The 17,904-nt window shown below is 70.7% G+C and carries 17 protein-coding genes; 9 read left to right on the top strand and 8 right to left on the bottom strand.

Annotation, left to right across the window (positions count from 1 at the left end; translation table 11 throughout):
* Window positions 1-104 precede the first annotated feature (104 nt).
* The 5 genes from argC to ACFZDJ_RS21280 are packed head-to-tail and all read left to right on the top strand — an operon-like array spanning window position 105 to window position 4,947.
* Window positions 105-1,133 carry an N-acetyl-gamma-glutamyl-phosphate reductase gene (argC, locus tag ACFZDJ_RS21300; protein ID WP_391060754.1) on the top strand — a complete coding sequence of 343 codons (1,029 nt, stop codon included), beginning with the start codon at window positions 105-107 and terminating at the stop codon, window positions 1,131-1,133.
* Window positions 1,130-2,281 (top strand): bifunctional glutamate N-acetyltransferase/amino-acid acetyltransferase ArgJ, encoded by a 1,152-nt coding sequence (argJ, locus tag ACFZDJ_RS21295; RefSeq protein WP_384906235.1) that lies wholly within the window; start codon window positions 1,130-1,132, stop codon window positions 2,279-2,281. The genes argC and argJ overlap by 4 nt, the downstream gene beginning before the upstream one ends.
* Window positions 2,278-3,198 carry an acetylglutamate kinase gene (gene argB / locus ACFZDJ_RS21290; RefSeq protein WP_067365714.1) on the top strand — a complete coding sequence of 307 codons (921 nt, stop codon included), beginning with the start codon at window positions 2,278-2,280 and terminating at the stop codon, window positions 3,196-3,198. The genes argJ and argB overlap by 4 nt, the downstream gene beginning before the upstream one ends.
* Entirely contained in the window at window positions 3,195-4,400 is a 1,206-nt protein-coding gene (locus ACFZDJ_RS21285; protein ID WP_168507400.1) for an acetylornithine transaminase, read from the top strand. The genes argB and ACFZDJ_RS21285 overlap by 4 nt, the downstream gene beginning before the upstream one ends.
* Before the next feature lie 10 nt (window positions 4,401-4,410).
* A complete protein-coding gene (locus ACFZDJ_RS21280) occupies window positions 4,411-4,947 on the top strand; it encodes an arginine repressor (RefSeq protein ID WP_101406180.1) in 537 nt (178 codons plus the stop codon).
* A 48-nt stretch (window positions 4,948-4,995) separates the two neighbouring features.
* Here the strand turns inward: ACFZDJ_RS21280 and ACFZDJ_RS21275 are convergent, their stop codons facing one another.
* The 5 genes from ACFZDJ_RS21275 to ACFZDJ_RS21255 form a co-directional block, all read right to left on the bottom strand.
* Window positions 4,996-5,733, bottom strand: coding sequence for an FAD:protein FMN transferase (locus ACFZDJ_RS21275; protein WP_391060970.1), 738 nt, complete (start codon window positions 5,731-5,733; stop codon window positions 4,996-4,998).
* Window positions 5,734-5,776: 43 nt separating this feature from the next.
* Entirely contained in the window at window positions 5,777-6,613 is an 837-nt protein-coding gene (locus ACFZDJ_RS21270; RefSeq protein WP_389593496.1) for an FMN-binding protein, read from the bottom strand.
* Between the two features lie 19 nt (window positions 6,614-6,632).
* Window positions 6,633-8,012, bottom strand: a complete 1,380-nt coding sequence (locus ACFZDJ_RS21265) for a ferric reductase-like transmembrane domain-containing protein (RefSeq protein ID WP_075027619.1) — start codon at window positions 8,010-8,012, stop codon at window positions 6,633-6,635.
* An 81-nt stretch (window positions 8,013-8,093) separates the two neighbouring features.
* Window positions 8,094-8,573, bottom strand: coding sequence for an FMN-binding protein (locus tag ACFZDJ_RS21260; RefSeq protein ID WP_168507393.1), 480 nt, complete (start codon window positions 8,571-8,573; stop codon window positions 8,094-8,096).
* Between the two features lie 7 nt (window positions 8,574-8,580).
* Window positions 8,581-9,951 (bottom strand): ferric reductase-like transmembrane domain-containing protein, encoded by a 1,371-nt coding sequence (locus ACFZDJ_RS21255; protein ID WP_391060751.1) that lies wholly within the window; start codon window positions 9,949-9,951, stop codon window positions 8,581-8,583.
* Between the two features lie 184 nt (window positions 9,952-10,135).
* On the opposite strand from ACFZDJ_RS21255, the gene ACFZDJ_RS21250 reads away from it, so the two are divergent.
* Both ACFZDJ_RS21250 and ACFZDJ_RS21245 read left to right on the top strand, forming a co-directional pair.
* Window positions 10,136-10,888 (top strand): response regulator, encoded by a 753-nt coding sequence (locus tag ACFZDJ_RS21250; protein WP_390934159.1) that lies wholly within the window; start codon window positions 10,136-10,138, stop codon window positions 10,886-10,888.
* On the top strand, window positions 10,885-12,378 hold the full coding sequence (locus tag ACFZDJ_RS21245) for an ATP-binding protein (protein ID WP_391060749.1): 1,494 nt from the start codon (window positions 10,885-10,887) through the stop codon (window positions 12,376-12,378). Before ACFZDJ_RS21250 ends, ACFZDJ_RS21245 begins: the two co-directional genes overlap by 4 nt.
* A gap of 67 nt (window positions 12,379-12,445) precedes the next feature.
* Here the strand turns inward: ACFZDJ_RS21245 and ACFZDJ_RS21240 are convergent, their stop codons facing one another.
* The 3 genes from ACFZDJ_RS21240 to ACFZDJ_RS21230 form a co-directional block, all read right to left on the bottom strand.
* On the bottom strand, window positions 12,446-13,135 hold the full coding sequence (locus tag ACFZDJ_RS21240; RefSeq protein WP_391060747.1) for a L,D-transpeptidase family protein: 690 nt from the start codon (window positions 13,133-13,135) through the stop codon (window positions 12,446-12,448).
* 3 nt (window positions 13,136-13,138) lie between these two features.
* The gene (locus ACFZDJ_RS21235) at window positions 13,139-13,726 is read right to left on the bottom strand and encodes a pyridoxamine 5'-phosphate oxidase family protein (RefSeq protein WP_384906229.1); all 588 of its coding nucleotides are present in this window, start codon (window positions 13,724-13,726) and stop codon (window positions 13,139-13,141) included.
* A 135-nt stretch (window positions 13,727-13,861) separates the two neighbouring features.
* Window positions 13,862-14,719 carry a hypothetical protein gene (locus ACFZDJ_RS21230; RefSeq protein ID WP_384906228.1) on the bottom strand — a complete coding sequence of 286 codons (858 nt, stop codon included), beginning with the start codon at window positions 14,717-14,719 and terminating at the stop codon, window positions 13,862-13,864.
* A gap of 328 nt (window positions 14,720-15,047) precedes the next feature.
* Between ACFZDJ_RS21230 and ACFZDJ_RS21225 the strand changes: the two genes are divergently transcribed.
* Complete coding sequence (locus ACFZDJ_RS21225; protein WP_390934164.1) at window positions 15,048-16,241, top strand: argininosuccinate synthase; 1,194 nt, start codon at window positions 15,048-15,050, stop codon at window positions 16,239-16,241.
* Window positions 16,242-16,323: 82 nt separating this feature from the next.
* Window positions 16,324-17,757 carry an argininosuccinate lyase gene (gene argH / locus ACFZDJ_RS21220; protein ID WP_391060745.1) on the top strand — a complete coding sequence of 478 codons (1,434 nt, stop codon included), beginning with the start codon at window positions 16,324-16,326 and terminating at the stop codon, window positions 17,755-17,757.
* The last annotated feature ends 147 nt before the right edge of the window (window positions 17,758-17,904 follow it).

Genomic DNA, 17,904 nt, shown 5'->3' with positions numbered 1-17,904 from the left:
CCGGATGAAGTGCTCAGTCACAGTGGGCCGGCCGGGATCGCCATGGATAGATTGCATAAACGTGCAGCGAAACGTATAGTCATGCCATCTAGGAGGAGGGTTCCATGGTGGTACGCGCAGCAGTGGCGGGAGCGAGTGGGTACGCGGGCGGCGAAGCCCTGCGTCTGCTCCTGGCGCACCCCGAGGTCGAGATCGGCGCCCTGACCGGCAACTCCAACGCGGGCCAGCGCCTCGGCACACTGCAGCCGCACCTGCTGCCGCTGGCCGACCGAGTCCTCCAGGAGACCACCCCGGACGTCCTCGCCGGCCACGACGTCGTCTTTCTCGCGCTGCCCCACGGGCAGTCCGCCGCCGTCGCCGAGCAGCTCGGCCCGGACGTCCTCGTCGTCGACATGGGCGCCGACTTCCGGCTCAAGGACCCGGCGGGCTGGGAGAAGTTCTACGGCTCCGCGCACGCCGGCACCTGGCCCTACGGCCTTCCCGAACTGCCGGGCGCCCGCGCCGCGCTGGAGGGGTCCAAGCGCATCGCGGTGCCCGGTTGCTACCCCACGGCCGTCTCCCTCGCCCTCTTCCCGGCGTACGCGGCCGCACTCGCCGAGCCCGAGGCCGTGATCGTCGCCGCGTCCGGGACCTCCGGCGCGGGCAAGGCCGCCAAGCCGCATCTGCTCGGCAGCGAGGTCATGGGCTCCATGTCCCCGTACGGAGTCGGCGGCGTCCACCGCCACACCCCCGAGATGATCCAGAACCTCGGCGCGGCGGCGGGGGAGCCGGTCACCGTCTCCTTCACGCCCACCCTCGCGCCGATGCCCCGGGGCATCCTCGCCACGTGCAGCGCGAAGGCGCGGGCAGGGGTCACCGGTGAGTCCCTGCGCGCCGCGTACGAGAAGGCGTTCGCCGACGAGCCCTTCGTCCACCTGCTGCCCGAGGGGCAGTGGCCCGCCACCGCGTCCGTCTACGGTTCCAACGCCGTTCAGGTCCAGGTCGCGTACGACGAAGCGACGCACCGCATCATCGCGATCAGCGCCATCGACAACCTGACCAAGGGCACGGCCGGCGGGGCCGTGCAGAGCATGAACATCGCCCTCGGGCTTCCCGAGGAAACGGGTCTTTCCACGATCGGAGTCGCACCGTGAGTGTCACGGCAGCACAGGGATTCCAGGCTGCGGGCATCGCCGCCGGGATCAAGGAGAACGGCAACCCCGACCTGGCCCTCGTGGTCAACAACGGGCCCCGCCTCGCCGCCGCGGGCGTCTTCACCTCCAACCGCGTCAAGGCCGCGCCGGTCCTCTGGTCCGAGCAGGTCCTCAAGAGCGGTCAGGTCTCCGCCGTGATCCTCAACTCCGGCGGTGCCAACGCGTGTACGGGCCCCAAGGGTTTCCAGGACACGCACGCGACCGCCGAGAAGGTCGCCGAGGTCCTCGACGTCAACGCCGGCGACGTCGCCGTGGCGTCGACCGGGCTCATCGGCGTTCTCCTGCCGATGGACAAGCTGCTGCCCGGGGTCGAGTCGGCCGCCGCCCAGCTCTCCGCGCACGGCGGCGAGAAGGCCGCCATCGCCATCAAGACCACCGACACCGTGCACAAGACCTCGGTGCACACGGGCGACGGCTGGACCGTCGGCGGCATGGCCAAGGGCGCGGGCATGCTCGCCCCCGGCCTCGCCACCATGCTCGTCGTGCTGACGACGGACGCGGACCTCGACTCCGAGACCCTCGACAAGGCGCTGCGCGCCGCCACCCGCACCACCTTCGACCGCGTCGACTCCGACGGCTGCATGTCGACCAACGACACCGTGCTGCTGCTCGCCTCCGGCGCCTCCGAGGTCACCCCCGGGTACGCGGAGTTCGCCGAGGCCGTACGGAAGGTCTGTGACGACCTCGGGCAGCAGCTCATCCGGGACGCCGAGGGCGCCAGCAAGGACATCAAGATCGAGGTCGTGAACGCCGCGAGCGAGGACGACGCCGTCGAGGTGGGCCGCTCCATCGCCCGCAACAACCTCCTCAAGTGCGCGATCCACGGCGAGGACCCCAACTGGGGACGCGTGCTGTCCGCGATCGGCACGACCGGCGCCGCCTTCGAGCCCGACCAGCTCAACGTCGCCATCAACGGCGTCTGGGTCTGCAAGAACGGCGGCGTCGGCGAGGACCGCGAGCTCGTCGACATGCGCTACCGGGAGGTCCACATCGTCGCCGACCTCGCCGCGGGCTCCCAGACCGCCACGATCTGGACCAACGACCTCACCGCGGACTACGTCCACGAGAACAGCGCCTACTCCTCATGAGCAATGTGACGCGGAAACACACCGCACTGCCCAAGGCCCGGATCCTCATCGAGGCACTCCCGTGGCTGACCCGCCACAACGGCAAGACGGTCGTCATCAAGTTCGGCGGAAACGCCATGGTGAACGAGGAGCTCAAGGCCGCCTTCGCCCAGGACGTGGTGTTCCTGCGACAGGCCGGTCTCAAGCCCGTCGTCGTGCACGGCGGCGGCCCGCAGATCAGCGCCGCCCTCGACCGGCACGGCATCGTCAGCGAGTTCAAGGCGGGCCTGCGCGTCACCACCGAGGACGCCATGGACGTCGTACGCATGGTCCTGGCCGGTCAGGTGCAGCGCGAGCTGGTCGGACTGCTCAACCAGCACGGGCCGCTCGCCGTCGGCATGACCGGCGAGGACGCGCACACCATCACCGCCACCAAGCACCAGCCCGAGATCGACGGGGAGTTGGTCGACATCGGGCGGGTGGGCGAGATCACCGCGATCGACACGGGCGCGATCGAGGCACTGCTCGCCGACGGCCGGATCCCGGTCGTCTCCTCGATCGCCCGGAGCCAGGACGACGGACATGTCTACAACGTCAATGCTGATACGGCGGCTGCGGCTCTCGCTGCGGCACTGGGCGCCGAAACCCTCATGGTCCTCACGGACGTCGAGGGCCTCTACGAGGACTGGCCCGACAGCGACGAGGTGATCAGCCGACTGACCGCCTCCGAACTGGAGAAGCTGCTGCCCGAGCTGGCCAGCGGCATGGTGCCGAAGATGGAGGGCTGTCTGCACGCCGTGCGCAACGGCGTCACCACCGCCCGCGTCATCGACGGCCGGGTCCAGCACTCGATCCTGCTGGAGATCTTCACCGACGAGGGGATCGGCACGATGGTCGTGCCGGACGCACGGCCCGATGAACAGGGGGACGCCGAATGACCGGGACCAACGCGGAGCTCACCCAGCGGTGGCAGGGCGCGCTCATGGACAACTACGGCACCCCGCGGCTGCCGCTCGTCCGCGGCGAGGGCACCCGGCTGTGGGACGCCGACGGCAAGGAGTACCTCGACTTCGTCGGCGGTATCGCGGTCAACGCGCTCGGCCACGCCCACCCGGCGATCGTCGAGGCCGTGAGCCGGCAGATCGCCTCCCTGGGCCATGTCTCCAACCTCTTCGTCGCCGAGCCGCCGGTCGCGCTCGCCGAAAAGCTGCTCCAGCTCTTCGGCCGCGAGGGACGGGTGTACTTCTGCAACTCGGGTGCCGAGGCCAACGAGGGCGCGTTCAAGATCGGCCGGCTCACCGGCCGAAGCCACATGGTGGCGACCCACGGCGGTTTCCACGGCCGCACCATGGGCGCGCTCGCGCTCACCGGCCAGCCCGGCAAGCAGGAGCCGTTCCTGCCGCTCCCCGGTGACGTCACGCACGTGCCCTACGGTGACGCGCAGGCGCTGGCCGCGGCGGTCACCGAGGACACCGCCCTCGTGATCATCGAGCCGATCCAGGGCGAGAACGGCGTGGTCGTACCCCCGCCCGGCTACCTCAAGGCCGCTCGCGCGATCACCGCCGCCACCGGCAGCCTCCTCGTCCTCGACGAGGTGCAGACCGGCATCGGCCGCACCGGGCCCTGGTTCGCCTACCAGGACCACGAAGGTGTCCTGCCGGACGTCGTCACCCTCGCGAAGGGCCTCGGCGGCGGACTGCCGCTCGGCGCGACCGTCGCCTTCGGCCGGGCCGCCGAGCTGCTGAAGCCCGGCCACCACGGTTCGACCTTCGGCGGCAACCCGGTCGTCTGCGCCGCCGGACTCGCCGTCCTCGACACGATCGCGTCCGAGGGGCTCCTCGAGAACGTGAAGGCCGCGAGCGAGAAACTGCGGGGCGGAATCGAGTCACTCGGCAACCCGTTGATCGACCATGTCCGAGGTGCGGGCCTGCTCCTGGGTATCGTGCTCACCGAGCCGCTCGCGCCCCAGGTGCAGCAGGCGGCTCAGGACGCCGGTCTCCTGGTCAACGCGCCCGCCCCCGATGTCGTACGGCTGATGCCCCCGCTGAACCTGAGCGACGACGAGGTGGACGCGTTCCTCCAGGCCCTTCCCGGTGTCCTCGACGCTGTAGCCAACGGGGACGGACGAGCCAAAGAATGAGACGACGACGATGAGCCAGGCGCAGGATCACGAGCACGTCGGGCCTGCCGTGCCGCAGACCCGCACCGCACGCCACCGCCGGATCGTGGACATCCTCAACCGGCAACCAGTGCGATCCCAGAGCCAGTTGGCGAAGCTTCTCGCCGACGACGGGCTGAGCGTCACGCAGGCGACGCTCTCCCGGGACCTGGACGAGCTGAACGCGGTGAAGATCCGCAACAACGACGGCGACCTCATCTACGCGGTGCCGAGCGAGGGCGGTTTCCGCACCCCCCGCGCGCCGCTGGGGGAGTCGGCGAAGGAGGAGCGGATGCGGCGGCTCTCGGCGGAGCTGCTGATCTCCGCGGAGGCGTCCGCGAACCTCGTGGTTCTCCGTACCCCGCCGGGGGCGGCGCAGTTCCTGGCCTCCGCCATCGACCAGGCCGAGCTGCAGGACATTCTCGGGACGATCGCGGGTGACGACACGTTGCTGTTGATCAGTCGCAATCCGACGGGTGGGCAGGCCTTGGCCGATCACCTGTTGCGGTTGGCTCAGAACAATCATTGAGCTGTACGACGGTGGAGGCGCACCCCGGGTCGGGGTGCGCCTCCGGTCTCACCCCAGGCGTTGAGCCAAGCCCCCGGTGCATCTGACCTCGTCTCCCGCCGTGATCAGTAGGGCCTCGATGTCGGGGAGGGACTCCAGCCAGGTCAGGGCCTCTCGGGAGCCCATCGCGAAGGCTGCTGTCGCCCAGGCGTCCACCCAGGTCAGGCGGGGACCCACCACGGTCACGGCGACCAGGTCGGTGACCGCGGAGCGGCCGGTGCGGGGGTCGACGATGTGGGCGCCGCGCTCGGCGGTGCCGGAGGTGGCCACCGACAGTTCGTTCACTCCGGCCGCCGAGACCACGGCCGCGAGTGAACCGGGACGCAGCGGGTCCGAGACGCCGACCCGCCACGGGCGGTGCGTGCCGGGCGCGCCGAGCAACTGGACGTCGCCGCCGCCGTTCACGCTGACTCCGCTCGCGCCGGCCGCCGCGAGGTGGCGGGCCACGCGCTCGGTCGCCCAGCCCTTCACGATCCCCGTCGGGTCGAGCCGGCCCTCGTACGTCGAGCTGAACCAGCCGTCGCTGACCCGCTCCGCCTCGGCGCACAGGCCGAGCACCTCGGCGACCTCCGGATCGCACTGCTCGACCGTCAGCTCACCGCGCGCGAGGCGGGAGATCTGGCTGTCCTCCCGATAGGTGCTGAACACCTCGTCCACCCGGTGAAGTTGGGTGACCGCCTCCTCCAACGCGGTCCGCACGGCCTCGGGTTCGCCGCCGCGCACGTCGAAGGAGAAGACGGTGCCCATGACTTCTTCCGCGTGCCGCAGGGCGGGCAGCTCCTGGTCCGGGTCAGCCACCGGCCTTGTCCAGGGCCGACTGCAGGGACTGCTTGTAACCGGTGCTGGTGTAGGTGGCACCGGAGACGGCGTCGATGGTCGCGTTCCCGGCCGCGACCGCCTCCTGGTTGAGCTTGGGCACGGCCATCGCGGTCTTCTGGTCGCTCAGCCCGCCCTTGGGCGCCTGCACGGCCTCGGACTTGGTGATCTTTCCGCCGTTGACGGTGATACGGACCTGGACCGGCCCGTACTGGGTCTGCGCGACGCTTCCGGTGACCGTCTTGGCCTGTGCGGCGGGCGCCTGGGACGACGAGGAGCCGGCGGAACCGGAGGAGCCCGCACCCGCGGACCCGGTCGATCCGGTGGCCCCCGAGGAACCGCTGCCGCTCGCCTTGGCCTTGTCGAGGGCCGACTGCAGCGACTTCTTGTATCCGGCGCTCGTGTAGCTGGCGCCCGACACCGCGTCGATGTTCGCGCTGCCCGCGGCGACGGCCTCCTGGTTCAGCTTGGGCACGGAGGCGTTGCTGACCTCGGTGCTGCGTCCGCCGCTGGGAATCTGGACGACCTCGGACTTGGTGATCTTTCCGCCGTTGACGGTGATACGGACCTGGACCGGCCCGTACTGGGTCTGCGCGACGTCGCCGGTGACCGTCTGGGCCCCCGTGGACGACTGCTGCGCGCTGCCGCCCTGGGGCGACTCCTGTCCTGCCACCGACTGCTGGGGCGCTGCACCCTGTGCCGACGCGGACGCCGGATCGGAGGCGGGCTTCAGCGACAGCAGCAGGACGATTCCGGACACGGTGGCGGCGCCGGCCAGCACGACACGCCGCAAGGGGTGGCTCTTCTTCATCGCTCCTGACTCCCGTCGCTCACATCTCGAACGACTCGTGATGGATGCGGCGGGCGGGAACCCCCGCGCCGCGCAGTGCTTCGTAGACCTGCTGCGCGAAGCCGGGCGGCCCGCACATGAAGACGTCGTGGCGGTCGATGTCCGGCAGCTTGCGGCTCAGGGTCTCCGCCGAGATGTCCGGGCGCTCGCCCTCGGGGCTGTTCACCGCGTACATCAGCCGGGCCCCGCGCTCCTCGGCGATCGCCGCCAGCTCGTCCCACAGGGCCAGGTCCTGGGTGGTGTTGGCCCGGTAGAGCAGCGTCAGGTCGCCCGCTGCGCCGGGCAGCGTCTCGAACAGCGCTCGCATCGGAGTGATGCCGACCCCGCCCGCCACCAGCAGCACCTTGCCGCGGCTGCGCTTGCCCGCCGTCAGCGCCCCGTACGGGCCCTCGGCCCAGACCCGGGTGCCGGGCTGCAGGTCGCGCAGCGCCGAGCTGTGGTCGCCGATCGCCTTCACCGTGATGCGCAGCATGTTGGGGCGGGGCGCCGCCGACAGCGAGTACGGGTGCGAGCTGAGCCGCATGCCCGGCGCCAGGAAGCGCCAGCGGAAGAACTGCCCGGCCTCGGCGCCCATGCGGTGCAGCTTGCGCCCGCTGATCAGCACCGAGACGATCCCGGGGGTCTCCTCGATCACGGCCTCGACCCGCATCCGGTGCTTCAGGTTCAACCGGATCGGCGAGAGGATGCGGTACCAGATCACCAGGGCCGTCACTGACCCGTACAGCCCGTACCAGACCGTCTTGGCGGTCGGCTCGACGGCGAACTCGTTGCCCGTGGACAGCTGGTGCCAGAACGTCAGGAAGACGGCGGCATAGGTGAGCAGGTGGATGTGGTACCAGGTGTCGTAGCCCATCCTGCGGCGGACCGGGCCCATGGAGAGCAGGCCGATCAGGAACAGCAGACCGGTGCCGATCGCCGCCTTGCCCATGTCGGGCAGCTGGTTGATCGAGTCGATGGTCTGCTGGACGATGTCGCCGAAGCTCTTGCCGGCCTGCAGCGCGTAGCCCCACATGATCAGCACGAGATGCGCGAGGACCAGACAGATCGTGTACCGGCCGCTCATGGCGTGCCAGCGCGCCACCCGGTCCGAGCCCACCCGGCGCTCCAGGGCGGGCACCCGGGCCATCTGCAGCACCACCAGCGCCATCAGATACCCCGCGAGCAGTCCGGTGATCCGGCCCGCGTTGAGGATTTTGCTGTTGTCGTCGGCGATGGACGGGGTGTTGCTCCACCACAGCCAGATGACCCCGGCCGCGCCCGCCCCGACGGCGAGCAGCAGTGGGACGGCGGGGGAGCGTCGTGGGCGAATACGGCGCAAGGTCTGGCGCCGCGCGGCGCGGCCACCGGCGATCGTGGACACGGTTCCTCCGTGGTCGTCCGTGGGGACGGGGCTAGGGGAGAGGCCCCTGGCCCAGAGATACGGGCCCCGACGGCCGTGCGTTCAGAGGCCTGCCGAGTCCAGTGCCGATTGGAGGGACTGCTTGTACCCGTCGCTGGTGTACGAGGCCCCCGAGACGGAGTCGATCTGGGCGCTCTGCGCGGCCAGCGCCTCCCTCCTGAGCTGGGGAATGGCGTAACTGTTGATCTCCTGGTCCCGTGGGTTTTCCGTGGGATAGGAGACCGCGGTCACGTCGGTGATCTTGCCGTTCTTCAGCGTGACGCGCACCTGGACGGGGCCCCAGCGGGTCTGGACCGTGTCACCGGTGACCGTCTTGGTGCCGGTGCTCTTCGTGCTTCCGGGTGAGGGTGTCCGGGAGGGCGCCTGGGACTGCGACGGCGACCGTCCGGCGGACGAGGATGCCTGCGCCACGGTCGGCGGCGTGTGCGGCTTGAGGGACAGCAGCAGGACGAAACCGGTGACGGTGGTGGCCGCCGCCAGTGTCACGCGGCGCAGCGGACGGTGCTTCTTCAGGGCGTGCACGGTGACCTCACAGCTCGAACGACTCGTGGTGGATACGGCGGTCGGGGACCCCGGCCGCGCGCAGCGCCCCGTACAGGTCCCGTGCCATGGCGGGCGGACCGCACAGATAGATGTCATGCCCGGTGAGGTCGGGCACGGCCTCCCGCAGGGAATCGGCGGTGAACCGCGGACGTGTCCCGTCGGCGCCGTTGACCGCGTACAGGACGCGCGCCCCACGCCACTGCGCTATCGCCTCCAGCTCGGCGCCGAGCGCGAGGTCCTCGGCCGTGCTCGCCCGGTAGAGCAGCGTCACGTCGCCGGGCCCGCCGGGCAGCGTCTCGAACAGGGCGCGCAGCGGTGTGATGCCGACGCCGCCGGCGATCAGCAGCGCCTTGCGTCCGGTGTGCCGCTCGGCGGTCAGCGCCCCGTAGGGCCCCTCCGCCCACACCCGGGTGCCGGGCCGCAGCAGCCCCACGGCGGCGCTGTGGTCGCCGAGCGCCTTCACGGTGATCCGCATCAGGTCGGGGCGCGGCGGGGCCGACAGCGAGTACGGCGTCGAGGTCCACCGCATCCCGTCGGAGAGGAACCGCCAGCGGAAGAACTGCCCGGCCTGGGCGTTCAGCTCGTCCAGCCGTTCCCCGCGTACGACGACGGAGAAGACGCCGGGCGCCTCGCGGTGCACGGACTGCACGCGCAGCTGGTGGCGCAGGTTGAGCCGTACCGGGGTGAGCACCCGGAACCAGACGACCAGGGCGGCCGTGCCCAGGTAGAGCACGTACCAGGCGGCCTGGGCGGCGGTGTCGCCGACGAAGTCCGACCCCAGCGCGAGCTGGTGGAAGAAGGTGAGGAACACGGCCACGTACGTCAGCAGGTGCAGGTAGTACCAGAACTCGTGGCTGATCCGGCGGCGGGCCGCGCGCGCCGAGGTGATCCCGACGGCGAAGAGGATGAGCGTGCCGGTCGTGGCCTTGAGCATGTCCGGGTAGTCGAACACCACGCTCAGCGTCTCGTGCACGATGCCCGCCCCGTCCTGGGCGGCGTATCCGAAGAGGATCAGCGTGACATGCGCCACCAGCAGGCTGACCGTGTACCGGCCGGCCATGGCGTGCCAGCGGGCCACCCGGTCGGAGCCGATCCGCCGCTCCAGCAGGGGCACCCGGGCCATCAGCGCCACGAGCACCGCGCAGCTGTAGCCGCACAGCAGCCCGGCGATCCGCCCGGCGTCCGTCAGCCACCCGGCGAGGCCCACCACCGACCGCGTGTCGTACCACCACAGGGCGACGACCGCGCCGGCCCCGGCCCACAGCAGGGCCAGCAGGGGCCCGGCGGGTGAGGGACGCGGCCGTCCGCGTCCGCGTGACGGGCGAGGCACCGCTGTCCGCTCGTACACCGTGGTCATATGTCCGTCCTTCCGGCTGTCCGGGAGGAAACTGTGCTTCGGCAACTTCTGAGCAGCCTCTGAACGGGCGCCTTCGCCGCGGATTCACAGGAAACGCAGAGCGGCACGTGCGACTCACTCAGAGGAAACTCAGAGGCGGGAGGGGGGCTGCCGACTCCGGCGAGGGGCGATCCTGGAAGACGATATGAACACTCCCCGCTCCCGAGGCACCGGCCTGCCCGCGCTCACCCGCCCCGACGGCACCCCCGTACGGGTCCTCGTCGTCGACGACGACCCCGACCTGGCCGAGGTGCTCTCCGGCGCCCTGCGCTACGAGGGCTGGGAGGTCCGCACGGCGGGCGACGGGGCCTCGGCCGTCACCGCGGCACGCGAGCTGATGCCGGACGCCGTCGTCCTCGACGTGATGCTCCCGGACACCGACGGCTTCGCCGTGCTGCGCACCCTGCACACCGTGCACCCCGAGGTCTGTGTGCTCTTCCTCACCGCGCGAGACGCCGTCGAGGACCGCATCGCGGGCATCACGGCGGGCGGTGACGACTACGTGACCAAGCCGTTCAGCCTGGAGGAGGTCGTCGCCCGGCTGCGCGGCCTGCTGCGCCGCGCCGGCATGGCCCGGCAACTGGACGAGGGTCCACGCCTGACCGTCGGCGACCTCGTGATGGACGAGGAGGCCCGCGAGGTGACCCGGGGCGGCGAGCTGGTCGAGCTGTCGCCGACCGAGTTCGAACTGCTGCGCTTCCTGATGCGCAACCCGCGCCGGGTGCTCAGCAAGGCGCAGATCCTCGACCGCGTCTGGTCCTACGACTTCGGCGGCCAGGCCCATGTCGTGGAGCTGTACATCTCGTACCTGCGCAAAAAGGTGGACGCGGGCCGCGAGCCCATGATCCACACGGTGCGGGGCGCCGGGTACGTGATCAAGCCGGTGGTCGGACGATGAGTCGGCACTGGTGGCCACGGGTGCGGGCGGGCGTACGCCGGCTGCCGCTTCCGCGCACGATGCGGGCCCGCCTCACCGCCGGGCTCCTGGTGCTGCTCGCCGTCGGCTGCGCCGCCGTCGGGGTGGCCGCGGTGTACGAACTGAACGGCTTCCTCACCGGCCGCCTCGACCAGCAGCTGCACGACGTGGGGGTGCGGTTCCCCGCGAGCCTGGAGCACGGGGCCGGGGTGAAGAAGACCGACCACGACGGCGACGAGAACGGCGACACCAGGCGGCAGAGCACCGGCACCTTCGGCGCGCGGCTGGTCGGCCGGGACGTCACCAACGCGGCGGTCGTGCCCTCCGGCCAGAACATCACGGACCTGAACGTGTCCTTGACCACCTCCGACCGGCGGACCCTGGCCGGTATCCCCACCGACGGCCGCGCCCACACCGTCTGCCTGTCGGCACTCGGCGACTACCGCGTGATGGCGGCGCACGGACTGGACGGCGACGTCCTGATCGCCGGTCTGCCGATGGAACCGGTCCGGGCCGCCGTGCACCGCCTGGAACTGGTCGCCGGCTGTGTCTTCGGCCTGGCCCTCGTGATCGCCGGAGTCGCCGGAGCCCTGTGGGTGCGCTGGTCGCTGCGCCCCCTGAGCCGGGTCGCCGCGACCGCGACCCGGGTCAGCGAGCTGCCGCTGGCCAGCGGTGAGGTGGCGCTGCCGCCGCGTGCGCCCGAGCAGGACCCGCGCAGCGAGGTGGGCCGCGTCGCCGGCGCGTTCAACAGGATGCTCGGCCATGTCGAGGACGCGCTGACCAAGCGGCACGCGAGCGAGGAACGGCTGCGCAGCTTCGCGGCCGACGCCAGCCATGAGCTGCGCACGCCGGTCGCCTCGGTCCGCGGCCACGCCGAGCTGGCGCTGCTGCACCCGGACCCGGTGCCGCCCAAGGTCACCCGGGCCCTCGAACGCATCGCCGCCGAGTCGGCGCGGATGGGCGAGATGGTCGACGACCTGCTCCTGCTCGCCCGTCTCGACGCGGGCCGCCCGTTGGAGCGCCTTCCCGTCGACCTCACGCACCTCGTCCTCGACTCGGTCACCGACGCCCGTGCCGCGGGCCCCGACCACCGCTGGACGCTGGAACTCCCGGAGGAACCGGTCACGGTGACGGGCGACGCCCACCGTCTCCAACAAGTGTTGGCCAACCTGTTGGCCAACGCCCGTTGGCACACGCCCGTCGGCACCAAGGTCACGGTGTCCCTGGAGACCGACGCCAAGACGGCCGTCCTGACGGTCCACGACGACGGTCCGGGAGTCCCGGAGGACGTCCAGCCCGGCGTCTTCGAACGCTTCACCAGAGCCGACCGCCGCCGCACCGGGGGAGCGGGCGGTGGCGCGGGCCTGGGGCTGTCCATCGTGGCGGCCGTGGTGGAGGCCCACGGCGGCACGGTCGAGCTGGAGAGCCGTCCGGGGGCGACACGGTTCACGGTCCGACTGGGCGCCCAGTAAGAGGCACGGGGCTGTGACACCATGCGGCTCCGCCGCGTGGGCGCGCCCGGCCACAAACCGCCCGCACCTAGTAACGAGTGATCGCGGTCCCCCCACTCACCGTCCCGATCGCCATGTGCGGCCCCTTCGCGGGATCGACCCACCCGAGAATCCGTCGCATCGCATCCTCCGACACCGACACACAACCAGCCGTCGCCCCGGCCCCGTCGACGTGCAGGAAGATCCCCGCCCCGCGGCCCCGCACGGGCCGCTCGTAGTTGAACCCCACGACCAGCGCGTAGGCGTACTGCCTCTCGTGCGCGATCAGATGCTCGGACTCGGACGCACGGCAGTCGGCCGGCCGCGGCTCGGTCCACCGGTTGTAGGAACGGGAGTCGTTGTCCTGGCACCACCAGGACTCCTTCCGCACCCGCCGGTACCGAAGCGCGGTGCCGGCCGGCGCGGCCTTGATCCCGAAGGCGAACGGAAGGTCGTACAGCCCCGTGGGTGTCGTGTTCGATCCCTGCTTGCGCGAGCCCCCCTCGGCCAGCCCCTTCGCCCCGAAGCGCGCCGCCGCCGAACCGGCCTTCACCCAGTGCCCGTTGCGCCGGTGCCACCAGGTGAGCGTGCCCGACGTCGAGTCCGCGCGGGGCGCCCGAGCCGTGATCAGCTGGCTGCCGCCACCGGTGTCCGCCATCTGCTCGGGGAGGGTGGGCGGACCGCTGGGGGCCAGGGCGAGCAGGGACGCGGAGGCGAGGGCGGCGGCTGCGAGGCGCATGGCTCAGACCGTACGGGGAGGCAGCGGGAGCGGCAGTCCGGGCAGGCCGTCGAGGCTCGTCGCCACGTGGTCCTTCTTGGTGAAGTACTCGCTCAGCGAGGCGTCGTCCTCGCGCGCGAAGCGTTTGCCGTGCAGGTCGCGGTCCGCTTCGTACGACATGAAGGGCACCGCGTAGCCGCAGGAGTCCCGGACGAGTTCGGCGGTCACGACGATGATCGCGCGCAGACCGTGCGGGGTCGGGTCGATGTCGGGGAAGTGCGTGAGCAGTTCCTTGAAGCGGGGGTCGTCGCGGAAGACGGGCTCGCCGTGGCCGTGCACCCGGACGATGTTCGGCGGGCCCTGGAATGCGCACCACATGAGGGTGATCCGGCCGTTCTCCCGGAGATGGGCGATCGTCTCCGCGCCGCTGCCGGCGAAGTCCAGGTAGGCGACGGTGAGTTCGTCGAGGACGACGAACGAGCCCGTGAGGCCCTTGGGGGAGAGGTTGACCGTGCCGTCCCCGGACAGGGGTGCGGTCGCCGTGAAGAAGAGGGGCTGCGCCTCGATGAACGAACGCAGCCTGCCGTCTATGCGCTCATAAGTCTTTCCCATGTCTAACGATTATCGGGCAAGACCGTTCGCTTGTCTAAGGAATTCACCCGTCCGGCGCATCGGTTCACGTGGCGGACTGATCCGTGGCCGCTTCGCCCCGGTCCGCGGACCGGGGCGAAGCGGCCACGGAAGGCGTCACTTGTTGAGCGTGCAGGTCGCGAGGGAGTCCAGGCCCGTGGGCTTGGCCGCGGTGCGGCCGATGGAGATGGCGATGCGGTCGATGGTCGACTTCCGCTTGTCCGCGAGGGGGCCGAGGATCGCGTTCTGCACGAAGTTCGGTCCGCCCTGGCCGACGGTGTTGGCCAGTCGGGTGTTCGCCTCGGTGATCTGGGTGTTCAGGAGCGTCAGGTTGCGGGTGACCTCGGCCTGCGCGGAGGCGGGGATCGCGGGCAGCTTCGACGCGACGTCCGGGCAGGTGATGGTGCCGGCGGCGGTGGTGCTGCCGGTGTTGCCCGTGTTTCCGGTGTTCCCCGTGTTGCCGGCCTGCTGGGTGGCCGTCGCGCTCGGGGTCGCGGTGGCGGCGGCGCCGCCCGCGTTCACGCCGTTCGCGTTCAGGGTGCAGGGCGCGAGCGAGTCGAGACCCGTGGGCTTGGCCGCGGTGCGGCCGATCGCGGTAGCGATGCGGTTGATCGTCGCCACCCGCTTGTCCTTGAGGGGGCCGAGGATCGCGTTCTGGACGAAGTTGGGGCCGCCCTGGCCGACGGTGTCGACGAGCCGCTTGTTGGCCTCGGCGATCTGGGTGTCCAGGAGGGTGAGGTTGCGGGTGACCTCGGCCTGCGCGGAGGCGGGGATCGCGGGCAGGCTCGGCGCGACGGCCGGGCAGTTCACGGTGCCCGGGGAGGTCGCGGCCTTGGTGGTGGCGTTCGTGCTGCTCTTGGACGTCTCCCCGGCCAAGGCGTTGCCGGCGATCACGGCTCCGGAGAGCACCACCGCGGCGGTGCCGCCGATCATCAGGACGCGGCGCTTGTTGTACTTCGGAAGGGCCCTGGACATGCGGAAGCCTCACTCGGTTCGGGGATGGGGGACCGTCCGGTGGTCGTCCGGGCGGTCCGTGGCTCGTCGCACCTCGGTCTGCGAAGACCTCGGCGGCAAAAACCTCGGTGTACGAAAACCTCGGCGCACAAAAACGCGGCGCCTGCGTTCGGGGAGAGGTACGAGAAAGCGCGTTCTTTCGTTCAAGCGCCCTCCAAAGATTTCGTCGCGGCCTTCGCGGGTGCCGTCCGGGCCCGCGGACGCCCCGTCCGGGTGACCCGCGATTGACGATTCATGCGGAGTACTGCATACTCATGCATATCAGCGAATGCAGTGTGAGGAGAAACCCGTGACCGAGCGCGTCGTACTCGCCTATTCAGGCGGTCTGGACACCTCCGTCGCCATCGGCTGGATCGCCGAGGAGACGGGCGCCGAGGTCATCGCCGTCGCGGTCGACGTGGGTCAGGGCGGCGAGGACCTGGACGTCATCCGCAAGCGCGCGCTCGCCTGCGGTGCCGTCGAGGCCGAGGTCGCGGACGCCAAGGACGAGTTCGCCGAGGAGTACTGCCTCCCGGCGATCAAGGCCAACGCCCTCTACATGGACCGCTATCCGCTGGTGTCGGCCCTCTCCCGGCCGACCATCGTCAAGCACCTCGTCGCCGCAGCCCAGAAGCACGGCGCCACCACGGTCGCCCACGGCTGCACCGGCAAGGGCAACGACCAGGTGCGCTTCGAGGCCGGCATCGTCGCCCTCGCCCCCGGCCTCAAGTGCATCGCCCCGGTCCGCGACTACGCGATGACCCGGGACAAGGCGATCGCCTTCTGCGAGGAGAAGCAGCTCCCGATCGCCACCACCAAGAAGTCCCCGTACTCCATCGACCAGAACGTCTTCGGGCGCGCGGTCGAGACGGGCTTCCTGGAGGACATCTGGAACGCGCCGATCGAGGACATCTACGAGTACACCTCGAACCCGGCCGAGGCCCGCGAGGCCGACGAGGTCGTCATCTCCTTCAAGGAGGGTGTCCCGGTCGCCATCGACGGCAGGCCCGTCACCGTCCTGCAGGCCATCCAGCAGCTCAACGAGCGCGCCGGCGGCCAGGGCGTCGGCAGGATCGACATGGTCGAGGACCGGCTCGTGGGCATCAAGTCCCGCGAGGTGTACGAGGCCCCGGGCGCGATCGCGCTCATCACGGCCCACCAGGAGCTGGAGAACGTCACCGTCGAGCGTGAACTCGCCCGCTACAAGCGGCAGGTCGAGCAGCGCTGGGGCGAACTGGTCTACGACGGCCAGTGGTTCTCCCCGCTCAAGCGCGCCCTGGACGGCTTCATCAACGAGGCCAACCAGCACGTCAACGGCGACATCCGGATGACCCTGCACGGCGGCCGCGCGGTCGTCACCGGACGGCGCTCCGAGACCTCGCTCTACGACTTCGACCTGGCGACGTACGACACGGGCGACACCTTCGACCAGGCCGCCGCCAAGGGCTTCATCGACATCTACAGCCTGTCGTCGAAGATCGCGGCCAAGCGCGACCTCGCGTAAGCAGTAGCGTGATTGCCGCCTCCCTGGCCGTCTCACGGCAGGGAGGCGGCCGCACATCCGACACCTCCGAGGAGCACAGCAAGTGAGCAGCAACAGCGGTGACGTACGGCTCTGGGGCGGTCGTTTCGCCGACGGTCCCGCCGAGGCCCTGGCGAAGCTGTCCGCGTCCGTCCACTTCGACTGGCGGCTCGCGCCCTACGACATCGCCGGTTCACGTGCGCACGCGCGCGTGCTGCACAAGGCGGGACTGCTCACCGAGGACGAGCTGACGCGGATGCTCGCCGGGCTCGACGAGCTGGAGGCGGACGTCGCCGACGGCTCCTTCGTGGGCACGATCGCCGACGAGGACGTCCACACGGCTCTGGAGCGGGGCCTGCTGGAGCGCCTCGGTCCCGACCTGGGCGGCAAGCTGCGCGCGGGCCGTTCCCGCAACGACCAGGTCGCGACGCTCTTCCGGATGTGTCTGCGCGACCACGCCCGTACGATCGGCGGTCTGATCGCCGACCTCCAGGACGCGCTGATCGGCCTCGCGGAGGCGCACCCGAACGTGGCGATGCCCGGCCGTACGCACCTCCAGCACGCCCAGCCGGTGCTCTTCGCCCACCATGTCCTGGCTCACGTCCAGCCCCTGTCCCGGGACGCGGAGCGGCTGCGCCAGTGGGACGAGCGGACGGCGGTCTCGCCGTACGGCTCCGGCGCGCTCGCGGGCAGCAGCCTCGGCCTGGACCCGGAGGCGGTGGCGAGGGACCTCGGCTTCGAGCACGGCTCCGTCGCGAACTCCATCGACGGCACGGCCTCCCGCGACTTCGTGGCGGAGTTCGCCTTCATCACCGCGATGATCGGCGTGAACCTCTCCCGGATCGCCGAGGAGGTCATCATCTGGAACACGAAGGAGTTCTCCTTCGTCACCCTCCACGACGCCTTCTCCACCGGCTCGTCGATCATGCCGCAGAAGAAGAACCCGGACATCGCCGAGCTGGCGCGCGGCAAGTCGGGCCGTCTGATCGGCAACCTCACGGGCCTGATGGCGACGCTCAAGGCGCTTCCGCTCGCGTACAACCGCGACCTCCAGGAGGACAAGGAGCCGGTCTTCGACTCCATCGACCAGCTGGAGGTCCTGCTCCCGGCCTTCACCGGCATGATGGCCACGCTCACCGTGCACCGCGAGCGCATGGAGGAGCTGGCCCCGGCCGGCTTCTCGCTCGCCACGGACATCGCCGAGTGGCTGGTCAAGCAGGGCGTGCCGTTCCGTGTCGCCCACGAGGTCGCCGGCGAGTGCGTCAAGGTCGCGGAGGCCGACGGCAAGGAGCTGAACGACCTCACCGACGAGCAGTTCGCGAAGATCTCCGCCCATCTCAGCCCCGAGGTGCGCTCCGTCCTGAACGTCCCGGGTGCCCTCGCCTCCCGCGACGGCCGCGGCGGTACGGCACCCAGCGCGGTCGCCATCCAGCTCGCCGAGGTGAAGTCGGACGTGGCCGAGCAGCACGCATGGGCCACAGCCAAGAAGAAGCGGTAAGGGAAGCGCCCCGAAAGGGGCGCGGGGAACCGCGCGAGCAACCCCCGCAATCCCGCACCCGCCGAATCACCGTACCGACCGAGCGCTGAGGCGAAGGTCATCGCGGGTTACGTTGGTCAGGAGCCGCACCGGAGCCGACCGAACGGA

Origin of the sequence: Streptomyces sp. NPDC007896 (genome assembly GCF_042959425.1) — a bacterium.
Classification (GTDB): Bacteria; Actinomycetota; Actinomycetes; order Streptomycetales; family Streptomycetaceae; genus Streptomyces.
This window is presented reverse-complemented; position numbering and strand designations above follow the sequence as displayed.

Excerpts from the sequence above, each read along its gene's own strand:
- argC (WP_391060754.1), top strand. The coding sequence starts at position 105 with ATGGTGGTACGCGCAGCAGTGGCGGGAGCGAGTGGGTACGCGGGCGGC.
- argB (WP_067365714.1), top strand. The coding sequence starts at position 2,278 with ATGAGCAATGTGACGCGGAAACACACCGCACTGCCCAAGGCCCGGATC.
- ACFZDJ_RS21285 (WP_168507400.1), top strand. The coding sequence starts at position 3,195 with ATGACCGGGACCAACGCGGAGCTCACCCAGCGGTGGCAGGGCGCGCTC.
- ACFZDJ_RS21280 (WP_101406180.1), top strand. The coding sequence starts at position 4,411 with ATGAGCCAGGCGCAGGATCACGAGCACGTCGGGCCTGCCGTGCCGCAG.
- ACFZDJ_RS21275 (WP_391060970.1), bottom strand. The coding sequence starts at position 5,733 with ATGGGCACCGTCTTCTCCTTCGACGTGCGCGGCGGCGAACCCGAGGCC.
- ACFZDJ_RS21270 (WP_389593496.1), bottom strand. The coding sequence starts at position 6,613 with ATGAAGAAGAGCCACCCCTTGCGGCGTGTCGTGCTGGCCGGCGCCGCC.
- ACFZDJ_RS21255 (WP_391060751.1), bottom strand. The coding sequence starts at position 9,951 with ATGACCACGGTGTACGAGCGGACAGCGGTGCCTCGCCCGTCACGCGGA.
- ACFZDJ_RS21250 (WP_390934159.1), top strand. The coding sequence starts at position 10,136 with ATGAACACTCCCCGCTCCCGAGGCACCGGCCTGCCCGCGCTCACCCGC.
- ACFZDJ_RS21245 (WP_391060749.1), top strand. The coding sequence starts at position 10,885 with ATGAGTCGGCACTGGTGGCCACGGGTGCGGGCGGGCGTACGCCGGCTG.
- ACFZDJ_RS21240 (WP_391060747.1), bottom strand. The coding sequence starts at position 13,135 with ATGCGCCTCGCAGCCGCCGCCCTCGCCTCCGCGTCCCTGCTCGCCCTG.
- ACFZDJ_RS21235 (WP_384906229.1), bottom strand. The coding sequence starts at position 13,726 with ATGGGAAAGACTTATGAGCGCATAGACGGCAGGCTGCGTTCGTTCATC.
- ACFZDJ_RS21230 (WP_384906228.1), bottom strand. The coding sequence starts at position 14,719 with ATGTCCAGGGCCCTTCCGAAGTACAACAAGCGCCGCGTCCTGATGATC.